The sequence below is a fragment of the Glutamicibacter sp. FR1 genome, from assembly GCF_047300825.1.
GTDB lineage: Bacteria > Actinomycetota > Actinomycetes > Actinomycetales > Micrococcaceae > Glutamicibacter > Glutamicibacter nicotianae.
On record NZ_CP178602.1, the window covers coordinates 2,249,284 to 2,273,046 of the forward strand.

Consider the following 23,763-nt stretch of genomic DNA (forward strand, 5'->3'; position numbering starts at 1 on the left):
GCTGTGAGTTAACTATTCTGCCAGCTGAATGGCGTAGACGTGGTTCATTAGGGCAAATAGAATCAATCATAAGTGTGAACCCAATCTCTGGGGATTGCCAGATCGGCCCTCTCTTGATCTTTGGATTGGCTGTTGTATTTCAGGCGGGAAACAAGACATGCGTATGAAAGCTAGACGGCTCATTGCTGGAGCACTATTGGCAGCTGCAGCCTCTTTCGGCTTATCGGCACCGGCAATGGCTGAATCGCCGGTTACTATTCCACCCGGCGATTTCGTAGTCGATTCTTCAGGTGTGCTTGGTTCGGACGAGTCGCGCTTGGAGTCCGAAATCAAAGAGCTCCGCAGCGATACAGGGTTGAATCTATTTGCGGTATTCGTCGATGAGTTTTCGAACCCAGCCCAAGCTGATCAATGGGCCACCGAGGTTGCCAACAAGAAGGGGCTAGGCAGTGCCGACTCCATCTTGGTGGTAGCAACCCAAACCCGGCAGGCATATTTTGCTGGCGCGAAGGGAGGCCCGATTGCCGCGGCCGCCACCGGAATCTACAGCAGCCAGATCAGTCCAGCACTCGGCGAAAATGACTGGGCTGGCGCCGTTGAAGGCGCTATCGATGGCATGCGCAGTGTTGAAGGCGGTGGCAGCCCCGATGGCTCTTCCTCTGGCGGCGGTTTCCTAACAGTCGTTCTGGTCATTGGCGCAGTCGCTGTGGTTGGGTACCTGTTCCTTTCACGGCGCAGCAAGAAGAAGGCCGCCTCACTCGGCCAAGGCCCGGGTCAACACCCTGGAAATTATGGCTCTCCTGCGCCGCAACAACAGTTGATCCCGCTGGACAAGCTCCGTTTACAGGCAGATCAATTGCTGGTAGCAGCAGATGACTCGATTCGTTCTTCCCAGCAGGAATTGGGCTTCGCCGAGGCTCAGTACGGGAGGCAAGCGGTCCAGGTCTATCTGGAAGATATCGAACAGGCCAAGACCCACCTGTCGGAATCCTTCCGTTTGCAGCAGCAGTTGGATGACGATATCCCGGATACCGAACAGGATCAGCGTTCTTGGCTGAATGAAATCATTGACCGTTGCCAGAAGGTTAATCATTCCCTGCAGGCTCATGCCAACGAGTTCAAGCAGTTGCGCCAGCTGGAGCAGAATGCGGACGATCGCATTACTGAGGTTTCAGCGAATCAAGAACCGCTCAATCAGAGGCTTTCGGCTAGAGTTGCCGATTTGGAGCGCCTCGCTGGCCGATACGATGCCAGCGCAGTTGCACAGATCAAGGACAATGCCGAACAAGCCGCAGAACGTTTGACCTTTGCGTCATCTGCCTTGAAGCAGGCATCGCAGAAGCTGGCCAATGACCGTCCCAATGCCGCGATCTTGATCCAAAACGCGGAAGAAGCGCAGGACCAAGCCGACGTGTTGCTCAAAGCCATCAACAAAGCCGGCGAAGCGTTGGAGCAAGCCCAGCAAGACTTGAAGTCGTCAATGGCACTAGCCGAACGGGACCTGGCCCAAGCGAAAGCTTTCATGGCAAACGGTTCGAATCCCGGGTTGGCAAGTGCCGTGGCCGGTGTGGAAAGCGCACTGAATAATACGAAGCAAGCCTTGAACAGCGACCGATACAACCCGCTAGCGTTGATCACCCAGCTCGACGAGGCCGTGCGCCCGCTCTCAGAGGCCCTGTCCAGTTCGCGTGACCGGGCGCAGCAGGAACAGTCTGCCCGTGCGCAGCTTGATTCTCTCTTGCACACGGCGGCATCACGCATCAGCGGCACGGACGATTACATCCGTGCCCGTCGCGGTGGCGTACGTTCCTCGGCACGCACCCGTCTTGCTGAAGCACAACGCACCTTCGATGAAGCCCGGTCGCTTTCCGGCAGAGATCCGCTGCGTGCCGTGGGTTCGGCGCAACGTGCAATTCAGTTGGCTGATCAGGCTGCGCAGATGGCCGAAAACGATGTCAGTGGATTTGACGGTTTTGGCGGCTCCCGCGGATACGGAAATTACGGCAACTACGGCCGCGGCCGCGGTGGCGGGATGTTTGATGGCATCGGCGGTGCCATGCTAGGCGGCATCCTGATAAACACGATCCTCGGTGGCGGAAGCCACGGCGGTCATTCGGATGGCGGCGACGGCGGAGGACTCTTCGGCGGGGGCGGCTTCGGCGGCTTTGGCGACGGAGGCGGTTTCGGAGGAGGTGACTTCGGAGGCGGCGGAGGCGGCAATTTCTAGTTTGCCGGAATAGATTCACTAGTTGTTTTGAAGTACCTAATGTTTTTCCTTACGGACAGAAAGGTCCAACCATGATCAAGCAGTCAATCTTCGGACGCATTTCCCAGCTGGCCAAGGCCAACATCAATGCGATGCTCGACGCAGCTGAAGACCCTCAGAAAATGATGGATCAGATGGTGCGCGACTACAACGACAATATCGCTGAAGCAGAGCAGGCGATTGCCCAGACCATCGGCAACCTGCGCATGCTGGAAGACGACTACCGCGAGGACGAGCAGGCAGCTTCCGAGTGGGGTGCCAAAGCACTGGCAGCGTCCAACAAGGCGGAGGAATTCCGCTCCGCAGGCAAGGCAGATGATGCCGCGAAGTTCGACAACTTGGCTAAGGTCGCCATCCAGCGCCAGATGCAGGCCGAGTCCGAGATGAAGACTGCAGAGCCAACGATTACATCGCAGCGCCAAATCGTGGACAAGCTCAAGAGCGGTTTGAACATGATGAAGGAAAAGCGCACAGAGTTGGCCAGCAAGCGCGACGAGCTGGTCGCCCGCGCCAAGTCGGCTCACGCTCAGAACCAGGTCAACGAAGCCATCAAATCCGTGAACATCATGGATCCATCCAGCGAGATCGGCCGCTTCGAGGAAAAGGTTCGCCGCGAAGAAGCCCGAGTCCGCGGTGCTGCAGAATTGCAGGCGTCAAGCCTGGACGCCCAGTTCGAGTCCTTGGAAGATCTGGGTGAGCAGACCGAAGTTGAAGCTCGTCTAGCGGCCCTGAAGGCCAAGCAGACTGGTGCTTTGGAAAGCTAGGAACTCGAATAACGGGATATCGTCAATTGGCTGGCAGTGCGCAAGCATGCCAGCCAATTGCTTTTGATGATTAAACAAGAAACGGAGACTCTTTCGAATCTCCGTTTCCACTTTCGTGGCGGGGAGAGGATTTGAACCTCTGACCTCCGGGTTATGAGCCCGGCGAGCTACCGAACTGCTCCACCCCGCGTCGGTAAATATAACTTTACCAATCGGTGAATGACTTGGCCAATCCTGAGGAAGTGCGCTTGCTCACGCAATGATCCAGCACTCTGGAGGCATCGAACAAAGCACCAGTCCCCCGCAGCATGAGCGGGTAACGAAGAATTTTTTCAGATGCAACTGGTAGACAGACAAGAGAATTAGCTGTCGGGAACCAGATGGCCGCTCGTACTGACTCGCTGCAGAGGCAGAGATCCGAGTTTCTGATTTCGTGGGTCTGATCAACGACTGGCAGTGATCCGGCAGCGACGCCAAGCCGCCAAGCCGCCAAGCCGCCAAGCCGCCAAGCCGCCAAGACAAAGAAAACGGAGACCCTTTCGGATCTCCGTTTCCACTTTCGTGGCGGGGAGAGGATTTGAACCTCTGACCTCCGGGTTATGAGCCCGGCGAGCTACCGAACTGCTCCACCCCGCGTCGGTAAATACAACGTTACCAACTGTTGAACTCAATAGCGAATCGAAGAGCGTGTCCTTAATCCCACTCCGCTCGAATGTCCCACCTGACCCGAATTACTCTTCGGTGCTGACCATATTTCTTGCACTGGCCGCACCCGGTCCGGAAAGTCGCGAGCGGCCGTGCTCAGACCTGGGTCATCAAATGCATCTGCCGTTGCCCTTGCCCGTAGCCGTGTAACGAGCATTCATTGACCTCGGGGTGGCGTCAGGGAGACGTTGTCTTCTTCCACCAGACGATCTTCCTGCGTACGGATTAGCAACAATTGCCTCCCGGGCGTGGCCTATAGGCAATAAGTGGTGTCGCGCGACCTGATCCTGCCCCGGAATCCCGGGGCAGAATCAAGTCGACTATGGATATTGTTCCCATAGGCGTGACCCTTAATAGAAAAAACACCCACCTATGTAGTATCTGCCAAAGCCCCCAAAAGAAGAACGGGCAACGCAACGGCAAGCAACGCTGGCGCTGCACCAACTGCAACGCCTCCACCACACACAACCGCCCTGACCTCACCGCACGGAACCAGCTGGCAAGCTTCATCACCTGGCTGATGGGAAAGCTCACCCAAGCCGAACACGCCGGCGGCACCGGACGCACCTTCCGCCACCAAACCCGATGGTGCTGGAACATCCACCCCTATCTGAACCACACCGGAGAAGTCTTCGACGAGATCCAAGTCGACGGAATCTACCTGCGTCGCGGCTGGTGCCTTTTGATCGCCATCGCCAACGGCAAAGTCATCTCCTGGCAATGGTGCAACCACGAGAAAGCAGCAGCATGGACCGCGCTGCTGCAGCATCTTCCGGAATCGAAAGTCATCGTCACCGACGGCGGATCAGGGCTGATGAAAGCGTTGAAGAATCTCTGGCCGGAGGTGAAGGTCCAGCGGTGCCTGGTGCATATCCAGCGCAACGTGCGCACGCACCTGACCCTGAACCGCGCCTGGCCGCAGGCAAGGCGTTGCGCCAGTTGAGCCTGCAATTGACGCGTATCCGCACCCAAGAAGAAGCCGCGGCATGGATGGCCGCGTTCGCTGCCTGGCATTCCGAATACCAGGACCTGCTCAATGAACGCACCTACGCTGGCGACTGGGCTGGCCCGCGGCCTAAAGGGCTGCGCAAGACCCGGACTTGGTGGTACACGCACTACAGGTTGCGCAAGGCCTATGAAGGCATGAACCGGGCGCTGTGGCGTGGCCACCTGTTCACCTACCTAGACCACGATTTGGAAGGATTAGGGATCAGCGCGACGACGAACATGATCGAAGGAGCGGTCAATTCCGGGATCCGGGAGATGATCCGCAACCATCGCGGGATGCCGATTGAGCATCGGCGGCGGGCGTGCGAATGGTTCTGCTGGACGCACGCGGATAAGAGCTCACGGCCGACCTTGCCGGCGTTGATCAAGGCCAACAAGGCCTACGAACAAGAACAGGCAGAGACAAAGCAGAAAGCTGCGGAAGAACCTGTTGGGCCGGAGCTCTACGGGACCACCGCAACGGCTGAGGAAGGACTGTATTCCAGGGCTGGTTGGGCTGGAAGAACTCGCTAGAAATTGGTCCTAGAACGGGGTTTGGCCCGGGTGACACACCCGGGCCAGACACCATTTATTGCCTATAGCCCCCGGGCGTCCCCCGGGTTCGGTGGCTGGAGAGTTTCAGCTTAACGCAAAATGGAGATCCTTTCGGATCTCCATTTTGCCATTCGTGGCGGGGAGAGGATTTGAACCTCTGACCTCCGGGTTATGAGCCCGGCGAGCTACCGAACTGCTCCACCCCGCGATGACTAGATAATTCTTGCATCATCGCGGGGTGAAAGCAAATCGGCAGTTACTGCTACTCCTAGCCTTCCGCGCCATCGGTTGGGGCTGGCGACTGGGAGGCGTCGTTGTTCTGACCTTCGTCCAGTTTCACGTCTCCCTCAACCTCGGTGCCGTTGATGGCAGCATCTGCCTCCATCGCACGGTTCAAGGCGTCCTCCAGCTGCTTCTGCGATTCACCGTAAGCGCCGAAGTCACCCTTGGCCAATGCTTCCTGTCCATTCTTGATGGCTTCGTTCGCATCAGCCAGAGCTTCAGTCAGCTTCTCGGTATCGGTCTGGGTCGGTTCCGCCTCGCCCTCAGGGTCTTCGCTCGGCGACACGCCTTCGGTCTCACCGGTTACCGCACCGGAATCACCACCAAAGACTTCATCCAGTGCTTCGGCCAGCGTATCGGCGAAGCCGACCTTGTCACCGAAGGAAACCAGAACCTTGCGCAAGGTCGGGTAGCTGGTCTGGCCCGAAGACTGGACATATACAGGCTGGACGTAGAGGATACCGCCGCCAACTGGCAAGGACAGCAGATTGCCGTTCTTGACTTCCGAGGCGCCCTGGCGCAGCAGGTTCAGTTCGGTGGTCACTCGGGTGTTGGTATCGAAGTTCTGCTGAGCCTGGCCCGGGCCAGGAACAGCAGTGTCTCGTGGCAGCTCAAGCAGCCGCAGCTTGCCGTAGTCGTCGGCCTTCTCCCCCGGCGTGGATCCGGCATCGGCATTCGCCGACAGGAAGCCGAAGAGCACGTTGCGCTGCTGGCCGTTGGCTGCCGCAGCCGGGATAAAGGTCGAGGTCAACGAGAACGACGCTTCATCCTGGGTAGGCATCTTCAAGGACATGAAGTATGGCGGCTGCTTCACGCCGGCAGCAGACGAAGTTGGATCGTCAGGCACGGCCCATGCATCGTTGGACTCGTAGAATGCATCCGGGTTGTCCACGTGGTAGGTGGTCAGCACTTCACGCTGCACCTTGAACATGTCCTCCGGGTAGCGCACGTGCTCCATCAGCTCTGCGGACATATCATCCAGCGGGTTCAAGGCCGTAGGGAAGATCTTCTGCCAAGACTGCAGGATTGGATCTTCGGTGTCCCAGGCGTAGAGCTTGACCGATCCGTCATAGGCATCGACGGTGGCCTTCACCGAGTTGCGCAGGTAGTTCACGCGACCGGTCAGCGACAGGTCCTGCGCGTTGGTCAGCGAGTCGGTCACTGCCGAATCCAGCTGCTGCTGCTGGGAATATGGGAAGTCATTCGAGGTCGTGTAGCCATCGATGATCCACTGCACCCGGCCATCGACGATGGCAGGGTACGCTTGGGAATCCAACGTGAGGTACGGTGCAACCTTGCTGACACGATCGCGAGGGTCGCGATCGTACAGGATCTGCGATTCGCTATTGACGTTCTGCGAGAGCAACAGATCGGTGGAGGCGAACTTCAGCGCGTAGACCAAGCGGTTGAACAAGTTGCCAACGTTCGGACCGCCATCGCCCTTGAAGGTATAGCGGGTGTCCTGGTTCTCGCCACCGGTACCCGGGCGGTCAAGTTCCTGGTCGGTCCATCCCTCATCCGGTCCGCCCACAATCGAATAGGACGGAGAATTCTCACCGAAGTAGATCCGCGGTTCGTATTCCTGGTCGGTGATCAAATCACCAGAGGTCGGGATGCCACCGAGCATGAAGTCCGGACGGCCACCGGCAGCCACACGGTTGCCGTATGCGGCCACCAGGCCGTAGCCATGGGTGTAGTTGATGTGCTGGTTCACCCAGGTGTCGGTTGGATCGACGTTCACTTCACGGGCGGCAATAACGGTATCTTCCACCTTGCCGTCGATCTCGTAGCGGTCAACGTTCAGGGTCTCTGCGAAGGTGTAGTAACCACGGAACTGCTGCAGCTGTGCGAAAGCAGCCGAAACCAGGTTCGGATCCAGCAGACGGATGTTCGCGGTGGTGGCAGTTTCCTTCGCCAGCGCATTCTTCTCGGTCGAGATCTTTGCGTCGTAGTCGGTCACTTCCACGTCATCCAGGCCGAATGCCAAACGAGTCATCTCGATATTGCGCTCAATGTACTCGCTCTCCAGCGCCTTCTGCGAAGGGACCACCTTGTACTGCTGGACTAGGAACGGATAGACGCCGCTGGCAACAATCATCGTTGCCACCAGCATGGCGGTGCCAATCAATGGCAAGCGCCAACGCCCGTTGATCGCCGCAATCACGAAGGTGACGGCGATCAGGATCGCCACGATGGCCAGAATCATCTGCGCCGGGATGACTGCATTGACATCCTTGTACAGCGCACCGGCGACACGGCCTGACTGGTCAGTGAGGGTCTCGTACTGGCCAATCCAGAAGTTCACGGCCTGGAAGAGCAAGAAAACACCGACAACAACTGCGGTGTGCACGCGAGCAGCCTTGCCAACAGTAATGCCACCGCGTTCTTCGACGCGGATTCCGCCGTAGAGGTAGTGGGTCAGCAGACCGGCCACGCCGCTGAGCAGCACGACCGAGATCAAGAAGCCGTTGACCAGCGCAATGAATGGAAGGGAGAAGACAAAGAAGCCCAGATCCATGTTGAACTGGGGGTCAGTGCTCCCGAAACCGACCTGGTTGAAGAACAGCAATATCGTCTGCCACTGTCCTGCCACGGCAACGGCGGCGAAGATGCCAATCACCAGTGGAATGCCCACCATCAGGAAACGGCGCACTGGTTCCAGCTGAGCCTGGTAGCGCGACATGGAATCGGGCCGGTTCGAATTGGGCGCATAGACCGGGCGGTGCTTGTAAGCACTGCGCATCGAGAACCACATTGGAACTGCCATCAATACCAACGCGATCAGGAAGATCACTAGTTTGGCGATCCGCTCAGTCCAGTAGACCTCGGAGAAACCCAGCTGGTTGAACCAGAGGATATCAGCGTAGAAATTCGACAAGAAAACGAAAACCGCGACGAGGATGACCACCGCGAAGATGGTCAGGGTCAGCGGCGACGCTTTCTTGCCCGAAGGGTTGGAAGGTCGTTGTGGTTCTTGGGGTCGCGGCGGACCCCCGAACGGACTATCCGATCCGAATGACACTATCTATTCCTTACTTTGGGTTCTTCCCGTTGTTTCCAACGGGAGAACTCGTGTACCTAATTCATGAACGGGCGTTGTGCACGAGATTGGTTTCCTTGCATCACATTCTTCCCTTGATGCACGGCTAAATCTATTCGCATGTCGTGAAAGTCGCGGGGTCTTGCCCCTTGGCGATTTTCTCTAATGCATGGCGGGCCTCCGACAGTGTCGCTACCTTGATGACGTCGAGTCCGGCGGGAACTCGGCCAACGACTTCAGCACAGTTATCGGCTGGTGCCAAGAACACACTCGCTCCATTGCTCTTGGCGGCCACCATCTTCTGGGCGATGCCACCGATCGGACCGACCGCACCATCGGCAGAAATTTCGCCGGTGCCGGCAATGTGGTGGTCCCCCGCCAGCGAGCCTTCAGTCAAGCGGTCAATGATCGCCAAGGCAAACATCATCCCGGCGCTCGGACCGCCTACGTTTTCCAACCCGAAACTCACGTCAATGGGAAACTCGTATTCACTACCCAGGAAGACACCCAACTGGCGTTCGCCATTCTCGGCTTCCTTGGTATGCACGGTGACGTCCACATTGCTGTAGACACCATGCTTGTCCGGTCGGCCGACGGTTAGGGTTGCTGGTTTTGCCCCGTGGTCGTTCAGGCTCTCCTTCAGCTGCTCCAGCGAAGTGATCTTCTCCCCTTCGAACTCCAGCAAGCGGTCCTTCGGCTCCAGCACCTTTTCATTCGTGTCGGTGGAGAAGTCCGCGACTGTCAGCCATTCGGTGAAATCTTTGCCGAGCTCGGTCAACGCCGCCGCTACAGCCAAATCCTGCGAAGAAGTCATCAGGAAATCGTTTTGCTCATTCTTTTCTTCCGAGGAGACTCCACGGGAAATAATTGTTTCTTCGGGGACGACATCCTTGGCCGGATTAATCAGTGCTTCGAGCACGACAGGAATGGTAATCCGGTTCTGCCCGCCACCCTGGACATAAATGGTCAACAGATCCAAGACACTGTCCGAAGGGTAAGATTCGGCTCCCTTGATGGAAACCACATCGTGTCCGCTGTCCTCGCCCAACGTGTTGAACACGGGGCCCGGCGATCGGATCATGAAATGCGTGGGGAGAAACATCATTACGCCGATCAGGAGCAGTGCAACGATGCCGGAGCTGGTGCGTTTCATGGTTTTGGAACCTCGAGGAGCACGGCCGGAATTACCTGGCTCCTGAATCGAGTCTTGTGGTTCCCGTACGTGCACTGATCTTGCTCCCGCCAACTGTCAAAAAATACGCGGATCCGTCCTCGCAGACATCCCCACTCTTAGCCTACTGAAGCCATGGGTCTAAAAGCATCAGCACCAAGGCGTATTCGATGTGCCGAAAGCGAACTGTAGCCCAGATTCGTGGGAACTATCAGGCGCTCGCGGTAGTTTTAAAGGCATGGCACAGAATCCCCCGAACAACCGCCCAAACGGCGATGACGACGAAAACAATCCGCAGGACCCATTTTCTGCAATGTTTGGTCAGCTCTTCGGTGGCGGATTCGACCCGAATGACCTCCCGCCGCAGCTTCGTGATGCCCTTGGTGCTCAAGGCGATCCGGCTGCGATGCAGAAAATGATGCAGCAGGCCCAGGCCATGATGTCCGCGATGATGAGCAATAACGCTTCGTCTGGTCCGGTGAACTGGAAGCTTGCATCCGACACAGCGTTGCAGGCATATGCCAGCGATGATCCTGCTGTTTCCGACGCGCGGAACAGCGCCATCAGCGATGCTTCAAACCTGTCGGGATTGTGGCTGGATAACGCCACGGTGTTCGAGTCGAACGGCCACGCGACAGAGGTGTGGACTCGCAAACGATGGTACGATAAGACTTTGGCCACGTGGAAGCAGGTCACCGAACCTGTTGCCGAGTCCGTGGCCAAGGCCATCACCACCGCGATGAAGGACCAGATTCCCGAAGAGATGAAGGGCATGCTCGGCAACGCAGATGGCATGTTCCGCAATCTCGGGGCCAGCATGTTCGGCATGCAGCTGGGCACTGCTTTGGGCGGCTTGGCAACCGATGTACTTGGCGGCACCGATATCGGCTTGCCGCTGGCAGGAACCACTCCGGGGATTATCGCGACAAATGTCAGCAAGTTTGGCGACGGCCTTGAAATCCCCGAGCAGGAAGTCCTGCTGTATGTGATTCTGCGCGAGAACGCACATACGCGATTGTTCAACCGGGTGCCATGGCTGAGCTCCAAGTTGATTGGCGCCGTCGAATCCTACGCTCGCGGCATCCACATCGACATGTCGCGAATTGAGGATGCCGTACGCGGCATTGATCCGTCCAACCCGGAAGCCCTGCAGTCGATGCTGGGTGAAGGGCTTTTCACCCCGCAGCGCACCCCAGCCCAGGAGAAAGCTCTTGAGAACCTCGAGCTGACGTTGGCATTGATCGAGGGGTGGGTTGACCACGTAGTTTCCTTGGCTGCCCAGAACTTGCCATTTGCCGGCCACCTGCGCGAGACGATGCGCCGTCGCCGTGCATCCGGTGGCCCGGCGGAGACAGCTTTCGCATCTCTGGTTGGCCTTGAACTACGCCCACGCAAGCTTCGTGAAGCAGCTGCCCTCTGGGAGCATCTGTACGATGAGCGTGGTATCGACGGCCGTGACGCCGTATGGGACCACCCTGACCTGATGCCTACCGCAGAAGATCTCACCGATCCCCAGGGATTCACTCATCGCCGTGCAGTTGCCGCAACCGAGTTCGATGACTTCGACGCGGCGTTGGGCAAGCTCTTGGACGGCGGTTTCGACAATGTCGACTCCGATTCCGAGGACGATGATGATCCTGGCAAGCCAGAGGATCCAAAGAGCTGACTAGGCTGAGACCGCGAAGGAGGGATGTGCGCACGCGCACATCCCTCCTTATTTGTGTCGAACTACTGTTCCTCGTCGTGGCCGAAGCCGGATAGCTCATCTTCTGCACAGCCCAGTTCCTTGGCGTGGGCGTTGTATCCAGCGTGGAAGGCCTCCAGGAAGATATCGGCCTGCGCTCTGCGTTCGAACCGGTTCAGCAACGCCTGGAATTCTGGTCCGTGGCCGGCCCTGGGAGCCACGAGATGCGCCAATTCATGGACGAGCACATAGTCCTGCACCCAGCTGGGCATATGCTGCAATGTGACTGATAAGCGGATGCTGCGCTGCCGATATGAAGCCGAGCCCCAACGCTTGTTCTGGTTCGCTACCCAGCGCACCGATTGCGGCGCGGCCTCGCCTGCAAAGTACTGCTGGTCAAGGGACGCGGCACGACGTGCCAGCGCGTCATCAGTATGCCCAGCTGTGCGCGCTTGGCGTCCCTTGCGATACTTCGTGATCATTTCTTCGACGAAGGCACGTTCCGTTTTTTCGTCCAGCGCTGCAGGAACCTGGATAGTCAGCCGGTTATCGCGCCATTGGGATGAAATAGTTTTCTTGCGCTTGGCTGAACGGAGAATCCGCACGGGGATTTCGTCCGGCGCTACGAAGTCGACAGTATTTGGAAAAGCTGGCATGGCACAGCGCCCCATTCCTCGATCATGGCAGTGAAGCGGATTGTCCTATCCACCCACTCAGTCATCTCATTAAGCTAAGCCCGGGCCCTGAAGCACTTCGCCTCCGGTACACCGGTTGTGGAGAACCTAGGCGCGGCGCTCGCCAACGACCGCCAATACTCCCTCGCCATATCGTTCAAGCTTGCTGCGTCCCACTCCTGGAATCTTCGACAGCCCCTGGATTGAATCCGGCTGGTGCTCCGCGATGGACATGAGTGTTGCATCGGTGAAGATGACGAAAGCCGGGACCGCATTGGACTGGGCGACTTCCGAACGCCATTCACGCAAGTCCTCGAACAGGGCCTCGTCATAAGCAGCCGGGCATGAGGCGCAACGCTTGAGCTTCCGCTCCTTGGCACTGGTCAAGAACGAGCCGCAGGTCGTGCAGACCGCGGGCGTGATTTTCTGCTCTCGCTTGCGGTAGCTGGTCTGCTGCCTGCTGCTGGCTTGGCGTACCGATTTAATCCCATCCAGGAATCGCGATGGGTAACGGTGCGCACGTCCACCCGGTGTCCTGGCAAGCGACCAGGACAGGTACAGGTGCTTCCGTGCACGGGTAATGCCCACGTACAGCAAGCGCCGTTCTTCGTCGAAACCCGCTTGATCCTTGGCATAGGAAATCGGGACCAAGCCTTCGTTCAACCCGACAAGGAATACGGCATCCCATTCCAAACCCTTTGCCGCGTGGAAGGACGCCAAGGTGACGCCATCAAGCGTCGGCGCGTGCTGGATCGCCGCACGGTCTTCGAGCTCCTTGACCACGTCGTGCAGCGTGGCATCGATGTCCTGCTCTTTCTTGAATGCAACGACTTCATCGGCCAGCCGAACCAGTGCCGACATCGACTCCCAACGCTGGCGCACTGCACCGGTGCCACCGCTGGGAGCGTTGAACGAGTAGCCATGCGAGGAAAGGATATCGCGTACCGTCTGAGCAACCGGAGTATCTGCGGCCACACTCAATCCGGCCCGCAGCGCGAGCATGCCTTCCTTCACCTCGCGGCGGGAGAAGAATCGTTCTGCGCCACGCATCACATAGGGAATGGAATGTCCCGTCATGGCCTGTTCGAAAGCCTGGGACTGTCCGTTGGTCCGGTACAAGATGGCAATTTCGGAAATGTCTTGGCCATTTTTGAGCAGCTGCTTGATCCGCTGCGCGACTTCATCAGCTTCGTTCTCGTCGTCAGTCGCTTCAAAGAATTCGGGCGCTGGACCGTGGTCGCGTTGCGCGATGAGTTCCAGCGGTTCTGGCCAGATGACGTGGCGGTCTGGGACCTGGGATTCAATGCGCCGGTTAGCCAGCACCTTATTGGCCAAGTTGACCACTTCAGGAGTGGAACGGTAATCGCGGACCAGCTTCACGACTTTCGCTTCCGGGAAGCGTGCGCTGAAGTTCAGCAAGTAGTCAGGGCGTGCACCGGTGAACGAGTAAATGGTCTGGGAGGCATCGCCCACCACGCACAGCTCGTTGCGCTGTCCGAGCCAGAGATCCAGCAGCCGTTGCTGCAGCGGCGAAACGTCCTGGTACTCGTCCACGACAAAATGGCGGTACTGCTGGCGTACGCTGGCTGCGACTTTTTCATTGTCTTCCAGAATCGCAATGGTCAGGAGAAGCACATCCTCGAAGTCGATCACTCCGCGGTCATCTTTAAGCTCTTCGTAGGTCTGGAAGATTCGAGCCATGCTGACTGCTTCAAGACCGTTGGGCAGTTCGCGGGAGGATGCGATCTTGGCATAGCTCTCAGGGGTCTGCATGGACACCTTGGCCCACTCGATTTCGGCAGCAAGATCTCGGACCATGGCACGGTCGCTGGAAATGCGCAGGCGACGCGCTGCTTCTGCGATCAACGGGGCCTTGTGCTCAACCAGGTTCGGCAGGGTTCCGCCTATGGCCTGCGGCCAGAAGTACTGCAGCTGGCGCAAGGCTGCCGCGTGGAACGTTCGCGTCTGCACGCCGGGGGCGCCGAGCTGGCGCAAGCGGGTGCGCATTTCCGCGGCAGCACGAGTGGTGAAGGTCAGGGCCAGAACGCTGGTCGGGTTGTAGATGCCGGTATGCACGCCGTAGGCAATCCGGTGGGTAATGGCTCTGGTCTTTCCGGTTCCTGCACCTGCCAGAATACACAGTGGACCGCTGAGGGTTTCTGCTGCTTGCCGCTGTTCAGCATCCAGTCCCGCTAGCAAATCGATTGCTGGCGGATTGTCGTATTCGGTCACTTGCTCAGGGCCTCCGGAAGGGGTTCGCCGTACCAGGTACGGATCAATGCGTGGGCTATCGAGACTCCACGCGGTATATCTATTGTTCCTGATTCCAGGGCTTCACGCAGTTCAGCTCGTGTGAACCAGTGAAGGTCCATGATTTCTGCGCCGTCAGGAACCAGCTCTTCGCTCAAGGCCTCAGCCGCGAAACCAAGCATCAGCGAACGCGGCATTGGCCAGGGCTGGGAACCACGGTAGGCGACCTCGCCAACGCGCACGCCGGATTCCTCATAAATCTCGCGACGCACCGCAGACTCCAGGGACTCGCCAGCCTCGACGAATCCTGCCAGCACCGAATACATCCGGTGTTTGAAGGTGGCATTGGATCCCAGCAGCAGTCGATCTTGGCTGTCTATCACCGAGGCAATGATGGCCGGGTCGGTGCGTGCAAAAAGCTCGTGGTCATTCTCTACGCAGCGCTGGCCCCAGCCGAAGGTGGCTGCCATGACTGGCGATCCGCAACGCGGACAAAACTTCTCCGAACGAATCCAGTTGGCGATCGCTTGCGCTTCCACGAAAAGTTCTGCATGCAGTTCGCTGAGCACGGTGAAACCTTCACGCAAGGTCATCCAGCGGTCAATACCACTGGTGGCATAATCTTCGGCATCAACGATAGCCAGCACGTATTCGGTGCCTGCCGCACGCCCCAAATACACCTGGCGCTCGGAGTCTTTCGCAAGATACTGCGTTCCGTCGAGGAAGAAGAGTTCAGCTCCGGAAGTTGCCGCGCCACCGCCACTGATCAGCAGCACCTTGGTACTGGGCTGATTCAACAGGTCCGGCAAAAGCATCGGATCCTGCTTTTCGGTCAGCGGTCGCTCGATCAGCGACTGCCCGAAGTGAAGTCCGGTAAGCGGGGTTCGATAAGTTTCTGCCAGAGCCATACCTCTAACCTAATGCACATCGCACCCCAGAATCCTGATGCATTCTCATTGTGGATTGCAGTTGATGAATGAGATTCATCGCAACTCTGGACGTTGCCGGTGAATCCCGCCATATTCCGTGCGTCATTCAACGATAGAAAAGAGAATCTCGCATACGGTGGAACTTGTGAAACGCACTGCCATGGAACTCGCCGCAATTGCCACCGCTGCCGTCCCCGGATTGACCCCGGTTGGCTTCGCGGCGCTGTCCGACGATGCGGAAGACTTTGACTCAGCATTGGTCGTCGACGCACTCAAGCATCGCTGGCGCGTCCGTTCACCTCGCCACGACGAAGCAAGCATGCGCTTGGAAGCCGAACTCTCGGCTTTGCGCGCTTTTTCAGCAAAGGTCCGCGCTTCACTGCCTTTTTCCTTGCCAGCAGTAGCGGGTACCGTGCGGCAGGGTCCACTGCGCACCTTTGTCTACAAGGACATGCCAGGCCATGTTCCGAGCCTCGACGAACTGGTTGATGTGGGCAGCAACCTGGCCAAGTCCTTGGGCAATTGCATGGCTGCCATCCACCAGATTCCCGATGAAGCAGTCGAAGTTGCAGGGTTGCCGACCTACACGGCCGACGAGATTCGCCAGCGCAAGCTCAACGAGCTGGATACCGCCGCGGCGACCGGCAAGGTGCCAAGCCGTTTGCTGCGCCGCTGGGAACACGCCATGGAGGACGTGGCACTGTGGCGTTTCAACGCTGCCGTAGTTCACGGTGATTTCGATGAAGAGCAGTTGCAGATTTCGCATTCCAGCATCACTGCGGTCAAGGGGTGGACCGATTTGCATGTCGGCGACCCAGCAGATGACTTCGCTTGGCTTTCGGCCATCGAAGACCAGAGCTTCAGCGAGCGCGTGTTCTCCGCCTACGTCGAAGCTCGCGGCAAGGCCGCCGATCCGCACATCATGCGCCGCGCCGCGCTGGCGGCGGAATTCGCGTTGGCGCAGTGGCTGGTGAAGTCCTTGGATTCCAAGGACTACGAACGCATCGCCGAGGCCGAGGAGATGCTTCGAGAACTGGACCAGAACATTGCCGAGTACGGCGGCCAGCCGTTGTCGGTCGTGGAGGCACCGCGTCCGTTGGCTGCCCAGCCGGAAACTTCGTCCCAGACGGTTCCGGAAAAGCCGGTGGCCATCAGCGCCCCAAGCATCAATACCGACAAGGTCACTGCCCTGGCTGCCGAACCGCCGAAGTCCGCAAGGCCCCAGGGCGCATCGCCACAGGAGCAGCAGGATTCCGGAGAATCTGCGGATCAGCCAACAGCGGATGCTGATGATGCTGGTTCAGATAGCAGCACCCCATCCAAGCAGGAGCCCGCGCAAAAGCCCTCCGATCAGGAGAAAGAGGCAGCGGAAGCACAGTTGTCTGCGGATGGCACAGCCGACGCGCAGAAGCCCGCTCAAGACGAGAACGAGCCTGCCAAGGATGCCGGGAAGTAGGCACTTCCCGGCATCCTCCGGCCACTAGCCGTTGAGCCCTTCGAATGCGCTGCTGATCATCTGTTCCAGTTCTTGCTCATCGGAGAGATGCTCCGCATGGATCGTGATGCCCGCCGACACATAGTAGAAGGCGGCCTTGATCTCCCCCAGCGGGATTCCGTGCAGTCGTGACCAGCCCAAGCGATACACGGCGAGCTGGACCAGCTTGCTCTTCAAATCCTTACCGCTGGGAACCCGGCCGGTTTTCCAGTCCAGCATCAGCCAGGTCCCGTCATCCATCTGGAAGACGGCATCTATGCGGCCACGCACAGCGACCGGACCCACACGGGTCTCCAAGGGCACCTCGACGTAGGCGGGCTGCAGCTTGGACCATTCGCTGGCCAGGAACGCTTCCTTCATTGATTCGAGGTCCAGTGCATCGTCAAGATAGCCATCTGCCTGTTCCTGCAGGTCTCCCAAATCCAGCATGGAGGTCTTCTCGTAGAACTCCTCGATCCAGGCATGGAACGCGGTACCGCGCCGTGCCGCCAGGCCTGGGCGACGTGGCACCGGGCGCCGAAGGTTTTCGAGTACGCCCACCGGATCTTCGGCCAGCTCGACGAACAACGACGCTCGCACATGCTCTGGTACCTCGATGCTGCGTTCACGCGCAGCCAGGAACGCGCGCTGGCCAAGAAGTTTCTCCGCTTCTTCAGCCCACTGCTGGCCAATACCGGTCAACGGCTCATAGTCGGCTGGAATGGATTCAAGATCCTCCGCCACATCCGCAATGATTTCGCGGCGTGAGTACGGGTAGGGAGTCTTCTGCACTCCCCCGGTGACCACGGGACCTTCCAACGGGTCGTAGGGCCACAGCGCTTCCAAGGGTGTCAACGTGCTCGGGTTTTGCTCGGGAGCTTCCTCATCCTTCACCCAGACGCCGATTTCAGCCTGGGGGTCTTCGCCTTCGGCCAGCGGAAGCAGGCAGTTGAAGAATTCCGAAGCCTCGGTGGGCTTGGTCCGAGTGCTCGTCCAGACGCTGCTGCTGCAAATCAGCAAGGACTTGGCACGGGTTACCGCGACATAGGCCAGGCGGCGTTCCTCGGCAATATGGTGGTCCTCGACCTGGTCCTTGAAGATCGATTCGGCTTCCAGCAGCTCCTTCAGGGCCGGCTGCTCGGTGTCCCATTGAGGCAGGTCGCGGGCATCGCCACGGATTTCCCAGGGCAGCGCCTTGTCGCCGCTGGTCCAGCGATCCGACTTGGCACCCGGGAACACCCCTTCGTTCAGGGTCATCACCGCCACGATGTCCCATTCCAATCCCTTGGAAGCGTGGACCGTCAGCAATTGGACAGCGGCTGGATCCGCATCTTCGCTGGGCAACGGGAGCCCTTTTTCCTTTTCGGCGGCCTGTTCCAGCCACATCAGGAATCCAGCCAGCTCGACACGTGGCGCATTGCGGCAGTATTCGCGCACCACATCGGCGAAGGCATCGAGATTGGCCCGTGCCTTGTCGCGGGTAATCCACGGGCGGGCTGCCACCTCGATGTCCAGGTTCATGGCGCGTTCGGTCTCGCGAATCAGGGTCTCCAGGTCATCATTGGCCAGCAGCCGGAGGCTTGCCAGTTCATCGCGCAGGGCAATCAGCCGTTCGTAGCCGGCTGCGCTGATGCTCCGTCCTTCATTGCTTCTCCATCCTTCCTTGGGCAAGAAGTCCAAGGCTTCGACGAGGCTTGCCGCATCGTTGAGTTCGGCGCGGGCAGCTTCAGCGGCTGCTTCGTCCGGGCTTGGCGTTTCTTCGCCTTCTGCCGGATCAGGCTGCAGGCCGCGGGCCCGTCGCCGTTCCAGCTGGCGGGACCAATCAGCGAAAGCCATCAGGTCGGAGGCGCCCAGGCGCCAGCGGGCTCCGGCCAGCAGGCGCATGAGCTTATCCGAGCGCAGCGGGTCCACCAGCACGTGCAGGCATGCGACCAGGTCAGTGAGCTCAGGGGTGCTGAGCAATCCCGAAAGTCCCACGAGCTGGTACTTGATGCCGCGTTCAGCGAGCACTTCGCCCATGATGGTCAACTGGGTGCGATTGCGCGAGAGCACTGCACTGGTTTTCGGCTCGGCAGATGACCGGTTCTCGGCAACAATCATGTCGGCAATGGCTTCCGCCTCTTCGCGCACCGTGGCGCAGCGGTTGAGCACCACCCGTCCGGGCTTGGCATGCGCCGAGGAATCCAATGGCTTGACCGAGACCGGCCCCTGATGCTGCGGCCCGCCTGCGGTGATGCTATTCGCCGCGGCGAGCACGTTCACGGTGTTGCGCCATGCGATAGTCAGATGCTTGACGCGGGCAACTTCCCGGCCGGTGCCCCTGGCAATCGGGAAGACCTCGGGGAAGCGGAACAGCTGTCCGGCACTGGCCCCGCGGAATCCGTAGATGGACTGGTTGGGATCGCCTACTGCGGTGACCGGATGGCCCTCGCCGTAGAGTTGCGAGAAGAGCACCATCTGCGCGTGCGAGGTGTCTTGGAATTCATCGAGCAGCACCACCTTGTGGCTCACCCGTTCGGCGAGCGCGGCCGCCGGCACCTCTTGGGCGATACGCGCCGCGTGGGCGACCAAATCGCCATAGTCCATCACGCCCAGACGCTTCTTTTCCTGTGCGTACTCCTCTGCAAGCTCGGCGATGGTGGCACGCGAGGCCAGCTTGTCGATGAGCTTGAGGGCTGCCTGGGTCGGCTTCTTCGGCTTTTCTGCGTCCATCGGCAGGCTACGCAGGCGTGCCACCAGCTGATCGATCCACTGGTGCGCCTGTGGTGCGGTGACCAGGTGCTCGGATGCTTCGGAACTGAAGGAGACGATGGCATCAATCAACGTGCTCGTGGCGCTATTCAGATGCTCGTAATTGCCGGTGTACCTTTCCAGCACCGAGTGCGCCACCTGCCAAGACTGGGCCGCACCCAGCAAGGCGCTGTCTTCCTCAATGCCAAGTCGCAGCCCATGGTCCTGGACCAGCGTGTTGGCGTAGGAGTGGTAGGTGGATACCGCAGGATCCAGGAAGTCGCGGGTTTCTTCGGCACTGAGCAGCCCGGTGGACACCAATTGGGCGATCTTGGCGCGGATGCGGACCGACAGCTCTCCCGCGGCCTTTCGGGTGAAGGTCACGCCGAGGATTTCTTCCGGTCTGACCAGCTGGTTGGCAACCAGCCAGACGACTTTGTCCGCCATGGTCTTGGTCTTGCCCGAGCCGGCGCCTGCGATGACCAGCATGGGTTCCAGCGGCGCGGCGACAATTTCGGCCTGTTGGGCGGTGGGCGGGAATTGCTCGCCGAGCGCTGCTGAGAGCTCTTCCGGGGTGAATCTGATATTGCTCATGGTTCGGTGACCTGTCGTCCTTGGGCGCATAACGGGCAGATTTCAGGCAGCGTGCAGTTGCCGAGGATCCCGGCGGCTCCCGAAACGTGCCGAGTGATGAATTCGCTGTTGCCCATCAGGGCGGCGGCTTCGAAGATGAGCGTGCGGGCCCAGTCCGCTTCGCCGATGGAGGGTTGCTCTCGCACCGAGGCGTTCTTGGTGCTGGTACCCACGTAGACCAAGGACGCTCCGGCCGGCTCGTCGGAAAGCCCTGCAGTTTCCTCGTGCTCTTGCAAGGCGCCCAGCTGGATCGCGGTTTGGTAGACGCCCAGCTGCGGGTGCTCCAAGGTCGCGTCCTTGGTTGGCGCGGTGGACCCGGTTTTCAGGTCCACGACCCGCACCTTGCCGTCGGCGCCGGCTTCCACTCGGTCAATGATTCCCCGAAGCTGGATCTGCGTGCCGCCAGGGGCGGGCACCTCCAGCTGGAATGGCATTTCCCGGGCCACCAATGCGCGTCCTTCCTGGCGCATGGTGATGCAGTAGGCGGCGAATTTCTTGAGCATGGCGTTGGCACGGTCGAAGTCCCGTTGACCTTCCCAGTTTTCCAGTTTTTCCAATTCGGGCCAGCGCTGCTGGAGGATCTGCTCATATTCGTGTCCGCTGGCCTCGGGGTGCTCTTCGACAATGGAGTGGATCAGGCTGCCCAAGGAAGCAGCGAAATCGTGGGCGGCGGTGCCGCCGGCGCTTTGCACGAACCAGTTCAGTGGAGATTTGACCAGGGTTTCCACCTTGGACGGCGATACCCTCCGGGGCTGGCCCTCCGGAATCACCGGGCCTTGGGTGGACAGCTCGCGCAGTCCCCACCAGGAGTCGGGATGCGCTCCGCGCACAGGAGGTTGCGCGAGTGCCAGGCGCCCCAGCACATGAGCGGCATCGTAGTACAGGCTCTGCGCATCGGCATCGTCCGGGGCCGGCACTGCCCCGAGGCTTGCCGCCTTGGCACTTTCGGCGGTGCTGCGCAGCTCAGCCACCAGGGTCGGAAGCGAGCGGATGCGCGGAACCGCAGTGGGCTTTCTGCCTTCTGGCCCCGGCGGCTCGACCAGGTCCAGGAAGGAGGATGGCTGGCTGTCCTCGTTGTCCACCGCAGTGCAGATCAGCTGGTCGGCGGCACGGGAGACGGCATTGCTGAAGGAGCGCAATTCGTCGTTGCGGATTTGGCGCACCAGATGCATTGGCGTTCGAGTGGCCAGGAAATTAATGCCGTGCTCGGCGGCATCAGCGAGCGCGTTGGAACCGAGCAGCTCGCCGCGAAGCCGCAGGTTAGGCCAGGAGCCCTCCTGCAGCCCGGGAATGAACACCACCGGCCACTGCTTTCCTGCGGCTGCCGCGGTGGTGAGCACCGTGACGGTTTGGCCACCGGCGGCACGGGTGGCCAATGAGTCCATGGGCAGTTCCTGGTGCAGGATGTGCCCAATGAACTGCTGGACGCTGGCTCCGGGAAGCTGGTCCACGAAACGTTCTGCGGCTTGGAACAGGGACAGGACAGCGTCCAGGTCATGATCTGCCCGGCGGGCGGCAGTACCAGCCGCCAGGGCCTCATCGCGCCAGGCTTTTTCACGGCCCGAAGCTTCCCACATCGCCCAGAGCGCTGTTTCGGGTGTAGCGGTTCCGCTGGCCAGTTCCGCTTGCAGGGCAGCGTACATTTTCAACAGGCGCTGCAGCCCGTACCCCGGCTTTCCCAAATTCTCGGCCATTGCCGGTTCACGCAGGCAGGCTTCAAGCAGTTCCTGGCTGGAGCGGCGGCCTCCTGCCGCGGCTTCCTGCTGGCGCAAAAGCTGGCGGATACGCCGGATTTCCAAGGCGGTGCTCATCCCGTAGCGCGAGAGCAGCAGGTTCTGCATCAGCAGCGGATCGTCGGCGACGGAATCGCTGAATGCCAAAGACAACAGGTCAAGCAGAGGGCGGACCGCGCCCTCGTCCTTTAATGGGATTTCAGCCGGTGGCACTTGCACGCCGATTCCCTGGCCCTCGAGAAAGCGACTGAAGGATCGCACCTGCGAACCGTTGCGCACCACGATCGCGATATCTGCGAGGCTGCGGTTTTCGTAGAGGTTCAGCTGCACGATCCGCTGGGCGATGAACCGTTCTTCCAGGGTGGAATTCTCGAAGACCAACGACTCGCAGAGCGCATGCTCCGGGGTATTCATCGACTCGATGGCCCGTCCGCTCAAGCCTGCTGCCAGCGGTATGCGACTGACGATGCGTTGCCAGGCCTCGGTGATCGGTCCAGACATGCGATAACCATGGGTCAATTCAAGGCTCGTTGCTTCGCCAGTGCTCGCGTAATTCTGCGCAAAACGGTGCAATTCATCGGTGCGTGCACCGCGGAATCCCTGGACTACGCTGTCGGGTGCCGCGAAGGCAACCAGCGCGCGGTCCTTGCCGAGCAGCGCCAGCAAGCGGTGCTGCGACAGGGTGGCTTCTTGCAGGTCGTCCACGAGGATCAGGGCCAGCCGATCCTGCTCTGCGTGCAGGAACGCCTCGTTGTCTTCCAGGATTTCCGCCGCACGGGTAATCAGCCCGGCCGGGTCGAATGCCTCGGCGCTGCCCAAATCCAGCAGGTCGCGGTATTCCTGGTAGAACAGTGCCGCAGCGTGCCATTCGGGACGGTTGGCTTTCTGGCCGAGGTCAGCGATGTCGGCAGGTTCCAATCCGAGCTCGGAGACACGGTCGAAGAACTCGCGGATCTCCTTGCGGAAGCCGCGAGTCTCCACTGCCAGCGCCAGCTCGCTTGGCCACGGCGGCCCTTCGGTGAGCCCCGCGGCATGCCCTTCCAGCAGGTGCCCGATCAGTGTGTCCTGTTCCGGTCCGGAGAGCAGCCGGGGAACCCGTTCAAGCTGGGGCAAGAGTCCTTCGACGCGGGCGCGGCGGATCAAGTCGAAGGCATAGGCCGACCAGGTGCGGACTACCGGTTCGGTGAAGGTCCGCTCGGCTCGGCGGCTGAGCTCGTCGCGGATCGAGGCTGCGGTCAGTCGAGTTGGGCCGATGATCAGCAGGGACTGCGGGTCAAGGCCGGTGTCCAGGTGCGCAACCGCGGTATCGATGAGTAGGCTGGTTTTTCCCGTACCCGGCGCCCCGGTGACCAGCACCGGGCTTTTCACCGAATGCAGGTAGCCGCGCAGCTTGGCGGTGTCCTCTCGGGACTGGGTTCGGGTTTCTTCCATACTCATAGTTGATCATCCATCTCGGACATTTTGGGGTTGCCCAGCGCGGAACGAAGAGCATCTATTTTTCCCCAGGCCGTTTCGCTGGGGTTCCAGCGGTTTTTGGTCATGTTCACGTGCCGGCCTGGCACGGCCAGCCCTTCGGAAATCCAGTGCTGTTCCGCCGCTTCGGCAAGTGCCTCGGTCAGGGAACCGTTGGAACGGATGATCCGCCACCACGGCGTCCCGGCCGGAGCGCTGGCCATCGCTTTGCCGGCCTGGCGTGCTCCCCCGCTACCGAGTAGTTCCGCTACGTCCTTGTAGCTGATCACCGCACCGGCGGGGACCATCGCCGCGAGTCGATGCACCGCCTCGGAATAGTCCAGAGGCTTTTCGGCTGCGTCAGATGTCATAGCCCTATTCTGCCAATTAGCTTGCAGTCCTCCACAACACGCAATGCGCGGGGTTGTCCTGTC

The 23,763-nt window shown here is 59.8% G+C and carries 12 protein-coding genes, 3 tRNA genes and 1 pseudogene; 5 read left to right on the plus strand and 11 right to left on the minus strand.

What is annotated here, in order from left to right:
* The first annotated feature begins 235 nt into the window (after positions 1 to 235).
* Together ACLQ8T_RS10815 and ACLQ8T_RS10820 are read left to right on the plus strand one after the other, a co-directional pair.
* The gene (locus ACLQ8T_RS10815) at positions 236 to 2,227 is read left to right on the plus strand and encodes a TPM domain-containing protein (RefSeq protein WP_413454632.1); all 1,992 of its coding nucleotides are present in this window, start codon (positions 236 to 238) and stop codon (positions 2,225 to 2,227) included.
* Positions 2,228 to 2,298: 71 nt separating this feature from the next.
* Entirely contained in the window at positions 2,299 to 3,030 is a 732-nt protein-coding gene (locus ACLQ8T_RS10820; protein WP_128469993.1) for a PspA/IM30 family protein, read from the plus strand.
* 116 nt (positions 3,031 to 3,146) lie between these two features.
* Here ACLQ8T_RS10820 and ACLQ8T_RS10825 read toward each other — a convergent pair.
* Positions 3,147 to 3,220: transfer RNA gene (locus ACLQ8T_RS10825), tRNA-Met, on the minus strand.
* A gap of 372 nt (positions 3,221 to 3,592) precedes the next feature.
* Positions 3,593 to 3,666: transfer RNA gene (locus tag ACLQ8T_RS10830), tRNA-Met, on the minus strand.
* Positions 3,667 to 4,057: 391 nt separating this feature from the next.
* Between ACLQ8T_RS10830 and ACLQ8T_RS10835 the strand changes: the two are divergent.
* Positions 4,058 to 5,256: pseudogene (locus ACLQ8T_RS10835) on the plus strand (IS1249 family transposase).
* A gap of 155 nt (positions 5,257 to 5,411) precedes the next feature.
* Here ACLQ8T_RS10835 and ACLQ8T_RS10840 read toward each other — a convergent pair.
* The 3 genes from ACLQ8T_RS10840 to ACLQ8T_RS10850 form a co-directional block, all read right to left on the minus strand.
* A tRNA-Met gene (locus ACLQ8T_RS10840) sits at positions 5,412 to 5,485 on the minus strand.
* 60 nt (positions 5,486 to 5,545) lie between these two features.
* Positions 5,546 to 8,581: a UPF0182 family protein gene (locus ACLQ8T_RS10845; RefSeq protein ID WP_204722498.1), complete on the minus strand. Its 3,036-nt coding sequence runs from the start codon at positions 8,579 to 8,581 to the stop codon at positions 5,546 to 5,548.
* 130 nt (positions 8,582 to 8,711) lie between these two features.
* Positions 8,712 to 9,752 (minus strand): PDZ domain-containing protein, encoded by a 1,041-nt coding sequence (locus tag ACLQ8T_RS10850; protein WP_204722499.1) that lies wholly within the window; start codon positions 9,750 to 9,752, stop codon positions 8,712 to 8,714.
* A gap of 256 nt (positions 9,753 to 10,008) precedes the next feature.
* Here ACLQ8T_RS10850 and ACLQ8T_RS10855 point away from each other — a divergent pair, with 256 nt between their 5' ends.
* On the plus strand, positions 10,009 to 11,436 hold the full coding sequence (locus ACLQ8T_RS10855; RefSeq protein WP_413454633.1) for a zinc-dependent metalloprotease: 1,428 nt from the start codon (positions 10,009 to 10,011) through the stop codon (positions 11,434 to 11,436).
* Positions 11,437 to 11,498: 62 nt separating this feature from the next.
* Here ACLQ8T_RS10855 and ACLQ8T_RS10860 read toward each other — a convergent pair whose 3' ends face one another.
* From ACLQ8T_RS10860 to nudC, 3 genes are all read right to left on the minus strand, one after another.
* Positions 11,499 to 12,110 carry a SprT-like domain-containing protein gene (locus ACLQ8T_RS10860; protein WP_413454634.1) on the minus strand — a complete coding sequence of 204 codons (612 nt, stop codon included), beginning with the start codon at positions 12,108 to 12,110 and terminating at the stop codon, positions 11,499 to 11,501.
* Between the two features lie 126 nt (positions 12,111 to 12,236).
* Positions 12,237 to 14,360 carry an ATP-dependent DNA helicase UvrD2 gene (locus ACLQ8T_RS10865; RefSeq protein WP_413454635.1) on the minus strand — a complete coding sequence of 708 codons (2,124 nt, stop codon included), beginning with the start codon at positions 14,358 to 14,360 and terminating at the stop codon, positions 12,237 to 12,239.
* A complete protein-coding gene (gene nudC / locus ACLQ8T_RS10870) occupies positions 14,357 to 15,286 on the minus strand; it encodes an NAD(+) diphosphatase (RefSeq protein WP_204722503.1) in 930 nt (309 codons plus the stop codon). The genes ACLQ8T_RS10865 and nudC overlap by 4 nt, the downstream gene beginning before the upstream one ends.
* Positions 15,287 to 15,443: 157 nt before the next feature.
* On the opposite strand from nudC, the gene ACLQ8T_RS10875 reads away from it, so the two are divergent.
* Entirely contained in the window at positions 15,444 to 16,763 is a 1,320-nt protein-coding gene (locus ACLQ8T_RS10875; protein ID WP_413454636.1) for a phosphotransferase, read from the plus strand.
* A gap of 24 nt (positions 16,764 to 16,787) precedes the next feature.
* Here ACLQ8T_RS10875 and ACLQ8T_RS10880 read toward each other — a convergent pair whose 3' ends face one another.
* The 3 genes from ACLQ8T_RS10880 to ACLQ8T_RS10890 are packed head-to-tail and all read right to left on the minus strand — an operon-like array spanning position 16,788 to position 23,700.
* Entirely contained in the window at positions 16,788 to 20,105 is a 3,318-nt protein-coding gene (locus ACLQ8T_RS10880; RefSeq protein ID WP_413454637.1) for an ATP-dependent helicase, read from the minus strand.
* Positions 20,102 to 23,314, minus strand: coding sequence for an ATP-dependent helicase (locus tag ACLQ8T_RS10885; protein ID WP_413454638.1), 3,213 nt, complete (start codon positions 23,312 to 23,314; stop codon positions 20,102 to 20,104). Before ACLQ8T_RS10885 ends, ACLQ8T_RS10880 begins: the two co-directional genes overlap by 4 nt.
* Positions 23,311 to 23,700, minus strand: coding sequence for an MGMT family protein (locus ACLQ8T_RS10890; protein WP_204722507.1), 390 nt, complete (start codon positions 23,698 to 23,700; stop codon positions 23,311 to 23,313). The genes ACLQ8T_RS10885 and ACLQ8T_RS10890 overlap by 4 nt, the downstream gene beginning before the upstream one ends.
* Between the last annotated feature and the right edge of the window lie 63 nt (positions 23,701 to 23,763).